General features: G+C 71.4%; 5 protein-coding genes. 3 read left to right on the top strand and 2 right to left on the bottom strand.

The features are described from left to right. Window positions 1-1687 (bottom strand): DUF5671 domain-containing protein (locus tag AB0305_RS22675; protein ID WP_366174126.1); only part of this gene is annotated, 1687 nt, incomplete at its 3' end. Further along, window positions 1684-2139, bottom strand: coding sequence for a hypothetical protein (locus AB0305_RS22670; protein ID WP_364135349.1), 456 nt, complete (start codon window positions 2137-2139; stop codon window positions 1684-1686). The genes AB0305_RS22670 and AB0305_RS22675, both read right to left, overlap by 4 nt. Before the next feature lie 112 nt (window positions 2140-2251). Here AB0305_RS22670 and AB0305_RS22665 point away from each other — a divergent pair, with 112 nt between their 5' ends. The 3 genes from AB0305_RS22665 to AB0305_RS22655 all read left to right on the top strand — a co-directional run bounded on the left by AB0305_RS22665 (window position 2252) and on the right by AB0305_RS22655 (window position 4906). Next, window positions 2252-3808, top strand: coding sequence for a DUF5129 domain-containing protein (locus AB0305_RS22665; protein WP_364135346.1), 1557 nt, complete (start codon window positions 2252-2254; stop codon window positions 3806-3808). A gap of 84 nt (window positions 3809-3892) precedes the next feature. Next, window positions 3893-4270 carry a cupin domain-containing protein gene (locus AB0305_RS22660; protein ID WP_290257681.1) on the top strand — a complete coding sequence of 126 codons (378 nt, stop codon included), beginning with the start codon at window positions 3893-3895 and terminating at the stop codon, window positions 4268-4270. Window positions 4271-4279: 9 nt separating this feature from the next. Next, window positions 4280-4906 carry a dihydrofolate reductase family protein gene (locus AB0305_RS22655; RefSeq protein WP_364135343.1) on the top strand — a complete coding sequence of 209 codons (627 nt, stop codon included), beginning with the start codon at window positions 4280-4282 and terminating at the stop codon, window positions 4904-4906. Window positions 4907-4916: the final 10 nt, after the last annotated feature.

The following is a 4916-nucleotide window of genomic DNA, read 5'->3' as shown; positions in this document are numbered from 1 at the left end:
CCAGCACCCGCGGAGCGCTGATCCCGGCGAGCGCGCCGGCGAGCGACCGCGGGGCGGCAACGTCGGCGACGGCGGGCAGCACCGCGCCGGGCGGGGCGGCAACGTCGGCGACGGCGGGCGCCACTGCACCGGACGGGAAGACGCCGGCCCGGCGCCACACGGTGACCGGCGCCCCGGTCTGTTCCTCGAGAATCCTGCGGAGCGGTTCGGGGTCCGCGGCGGTGACCAGGATGATCCTCCCGATGCGGAGACGGGCCGCTGGTGCCTCGGAGTCCTTGAGGGTCCTGTCCTGCCGCCAGACGGAGAAGTGGTAGCCGGAGGCCAGCCCCGCTGCCACCAGCCAGCCCAGCGGGGCGCGGATCCTGTCCACCACACTGCCGCCGGTGATGTCCGCGAGCGCCAGTTCGAAGAGCCGGTAGCCGATCACCAGCAGGGCCGCCAGCGCCACCGCCGCACTGAGCCCGAAGACGGTCACCAGGTAGACCCGCCGGCCAGGCGTCACGCCCTGCGTTTCGTGTTGCTCCCGGGGCCGCCAGGTAAGCCACCAGACCAGGCCGCCCACGAAGAGCGAACTGATCCCGCCCAGCAGCAGGGTCAGGGCACTCCCGCCGCCGGGTCCCTCGCCCGGTGGCGTCTCCGCCAACGGGGACACGGCCAGGGAGAGCGCGGCGTTGAGCACCACGCCGATCCCCGATGCGGCGGCCGCCAGCGCCACCCCCGAGGTGATCAGGGTCCCGGCCTGCCTGACCCGAAGCGAACGGCCGCGTGCCGCCGCCCGGTGGTACCGCCAGACAAGGGCGCCGACGGCGGTGGCGGCGAGCGCTGCGCCGAGGGGAGACAGCAGGCCGGTCAGCGTCTCGGTCCGGTCGAACGCGAGCCGCAGCAGCACCAACAGCACCGTCCCGGCACCCCCGAGCGCCAGCAGTCCGGCGGCGAGGACGCCCGCCAGCAGCAGGGCCACGTCGGCGAAGCCGCCCCTGAGCCTTCGGGCCCCGCCGCGGAACCAGTGCCACCACCACACCAGCGCTCCCCCGGCGGCCCACACCGTGTTCCCCAGGACGGCCCGCCACCACGGGTCCGCGGCGCCGGTCAGTTCCATCGAGCCGCGCAGGGCGACGTCGAACAGCCCGGAGAGGGCCGCCACCGCCGCGCCCGCCCCGATCGCCAGCCCCGCCGTCGTTCCGATGACCCCCGGTACCTGCGCGAGCGCCAGGGGCCCCTTGGCCGGGTGCCGCCACATCCACCGGTGCCACACCCACACCAGGAACCAGGTGACCCCCACCGCGAGCGGCGGACGCCACTGCGGCTGGGGCTCCGTGACCAGCGACGACGCCGCGGCCAGGAGGGAGGTGGTGGAGATCAGCAGCGACAGCGTATAGAGGGCGCTGACATAGAGACCCCACGACGGCGCCGCACGTTCGGTCTCCGCACCCAGGCGGCGCCACACCAGCCACCAGAGCAACGCAGCCAGCGGCCCGCCCACGAGTGCGAACGCCAGGGACAGCGCCAGCCCGGCGATCCCTTCACCGGCCAGGAGCTGCCCGGCGGTCAGTGCGCGTTCCAGCAGGCCGGCGGCCCCGTTGGCGGCGATCACCACCAGGGCCGCCAGCAGGACGTACACCACCAGCCGGCGGACCTTGGCCTGGGCGGTACTTCCGGCGGGAAGCCGGACCGGCGTTGTGGTCATTTGACCGGTGTCCCGCCGGTGCAGGCCTGCAGGCTGTAAGGAAGGTCGTCGATGAACCAGCCAGTGCCGGAGCGCACCAGCACGAATACCCCGTCCTCGGTGAATTCGGAGGGACCGAAGGGGCCTTCCCCGGCGGGGTGGACGATGGAGACCCGCACGGTGGCGGTAGGCCCCCGTTCCGTGGAGCCCACCAGCACCACCCGGGCCGCCTGAACCGTCCCGAAGTAGCCCGTGCACCGGGACTTGGCGTTCCCGGTCAAGTAGCCCTGCGCCGCCGTCAGGTCGCCCTCCACCACGGCCTTGCTGTATTGCTGGACCACGCCGGAGGGAGTGCCCGGGTCCAGCGGACGCGGCTGTCCGCGCAGCAGCACGGCCCCCAGGGCCGCGACGATCAGCAGCACGATGGCCGCGGCGATGCCCACGAGGACCCGGTCCGGCTTCGGCTGGCTCATGCCGACAGTATGCGAGGACCACCCGCACCGGTCATGGTGTCTTTGGACCCTTTCAGCCCGGCCGGTCCGCCGCGAGTCTGGGACAACACGCCTTCTGCAGATGGTGGGACCGATGGGGACCTTTACCGCCGCCAGGTTTGCCGCGTTCCTGGCACTCGCCGCGGCCCTCGCCTTGGCGCTCGTTCAGGGACCCGCCGTGACCGGAGCAGTCGTCGCGGCACCGGCTGCGGCGATCGTCACGGGCACCACCACCGCCGCCGGCCCCACGGGAGAAGTCCGCACAGACCTAGTCCGCGCCGGCACCACGCCCACAGACGTCGTCGTCGTAGACCGGGCGGGCGTCCTGGACCTCGCCACGCTCCTGCCGGCGGTCCGGCGGATCGAGTTCTACCAGCCCACCAAGGTCGCGGTCTACACGTACAACGGCACGGCCTCGGACAACCTGAATGAGGAGGTGTTGCGCTACGCCCGGGCGGAGCACCCGGACTGGATCAGCCCCGACGGTCAGAAGTGGGCGGACGGGCTTTTCATTTTCGCGCTCGACCCGGTGGGCCGCCACGTCGGCACCTACATGGGTGAGGACCGGAAGGTCTCCCCCGGGGCACGGACGGACATCCAGGACGCGTCCAAGGACCTGCTCCGCGACGCGCAGTGGACGGACGGGACCATCGCCGGCATCCGCCGCGGCGCGGAACTGATCAACCAGCCCTGGTACCGCAGCGCCGCGTTCCTCATCTCCCTGTGGATCGGCGCGGGACTCGCCGCCGCCGCAGCCGCCGCCTGGCTCCTGGTCCGCTGGCGCACCCGGGTGGGGTGCCGCCGGGAGACCGCAAAGGGAGATGCCGCCTACGCCCGGGTGAGCATGGACCTGCCGGTCACCGAACTCAATGCCGGCACCATCCCCGCCGCCTCCCGCTACGGCGGCACGGTCCTGGAAAAGCACCGCAGTTTCCTCGGCCGGTACGACGCCGCGACGGCGCTCTCCAACCGGGTCCACGCCCTCACCCGACGGCAGCAAGGGAAACGCTCGTCCCTGGCGCTGGCCCGGCAGTTCGCGGACGCCGCCGCGGAACTGGACGCCCTGGATGACGTCATCTCCGACGCGAACGCGCTGCTGAACCGGAGCCCGCTCTGGCCCACCGCATGGGACCGCCAACTCGCTCCCTTTCGGCGGGACCTGGCCGGCATCGAGGACCTCCTCCGCAAGAGCCACGGCGCGGGCGACTCGGCGACCGCCGCCGCGCTGCGGTCCTTCCGCGACCGCAGCCAGGGCGACATGGAGGGCTGGACCGCGGACCTCGCGGGCGGCACCCTCGGCCCGGAGGATGCGCTGGACCGGCTCCGGGACGCCCGCACGGAACTGACCGAACTGCTGAACCGGCACGCGGAGACCGTGATCGAGGGTTTCGCCCGCACCGAACGGGAGGCGCGGCTGATGCGCCGGGAGATGGAAGAGGCCCGGTCCGGCACGGGCGGCAGGAAGCGGCCCGGCTACGAGCCCAGCATCCTTGGCACGGTCTACCCGTCCACCTATTTCTTCTCCGTTCCCGCGTTCTCCTCCGGCTTCACCACCGGGGTGACCAGCATCAATTCGGCCCGGGGCGGCACCACGGGGTACGGAGTCAGCGGGGGCAGCTTTTCCGGCTCCGGAAGCTCCTCCAGCTTCTAGGAAAACCGTATCGACAACCCCTGCGCAAGCGAGGATCGTAGGCCTTGTCCGTAGTTACCATTCCCTAAGGAAAGAGGCAGAGCGATGCCTGCTGTCGCTGTTTCCCAGTTGCAGGTGAAGTCCCATGACATGCCGGACGAAAAACGCCGCCCGGACAAGACCGAGGTGGATATCGTCACCCTCGACGACTACACAATCGGCCGTTTCACGTTCCAGCCGGGCTGGCGCTGGTCCGACTGCATCAAACCGGTGGTCCACACCGAAATGTGCCAGCTAAGCCACGTCGGCTTCTGTGTTTCCGGCAGACTCACCGTCGAGACCACCGACGGCAACCGGGCGGAAATCGCAGGCGGCCACTCCTACACCATCCCGCCGGGGCACGACGCGTGGGTCGAGGGCGGGGATCCGTTCGTGGGGATCGAATTCGTCAGCGCCGCGGGCTACGCGAAGCCCGGCGGATAGGGCGGATCCTTGCGGAAGATCATCCTGTCCTTCCAGGTCTCCCTCGACGGCTTCATGGAGGGCCCGCACGCGGACCTCAGCTGGCACCGGGTTGATGCCGAACTGCACGAGCACTTCAACGACCAGTTGCGCACCATGGGCGCCTTCCTCGACGGCCGGGTCACCTACGAGCTGATGGCCGGGTTCTGGCCCACGGCGGACCAGGACCCGGACTGCCCGCCCGCCGTCGCGGACTTCGCCGCCATCTGGCGGGAGATGCCCAAGTACGTCTACTCCCGCACCCTGCCGGAGGCCGGCTGGAACACCACGGTGGTGCGCGACGTCGACGCCGGGCAGGTGCGGGCGCTCAAGGCAGCCCCCGGCGGCGACCTGGCACTGGGCGGGGCGGAGCTGGCCGATTCCTTCCGCCGGCTCGAGCTGATCGACGAGTACTGGATCTACGTCCACCCGGTGCTGGTGGGCCGCGGAACGCCGCTGTTCAAGGCCGCCGCCGCGCCAACCGACCTGACGCTGCTGGAGACCCGGACGTTCCGCAACGGCGTGGCACTGCTGCGGTACGCGGCGAATCCCGACGCGGCGGACCAGAGCGCAGACCACGCGATCTCAGACAACGAAACCGGCGCCCGGCAGCCGTGAGGGCTGCCGG

It is taken from the genome of Arthrobacter sp. NPDC080086 (assembly GCF_040702285.1).
Note: the sequence above shows the minus strand (reverse complement) of the source record. Positions and strands in the feature narration are given on the sequence as shown.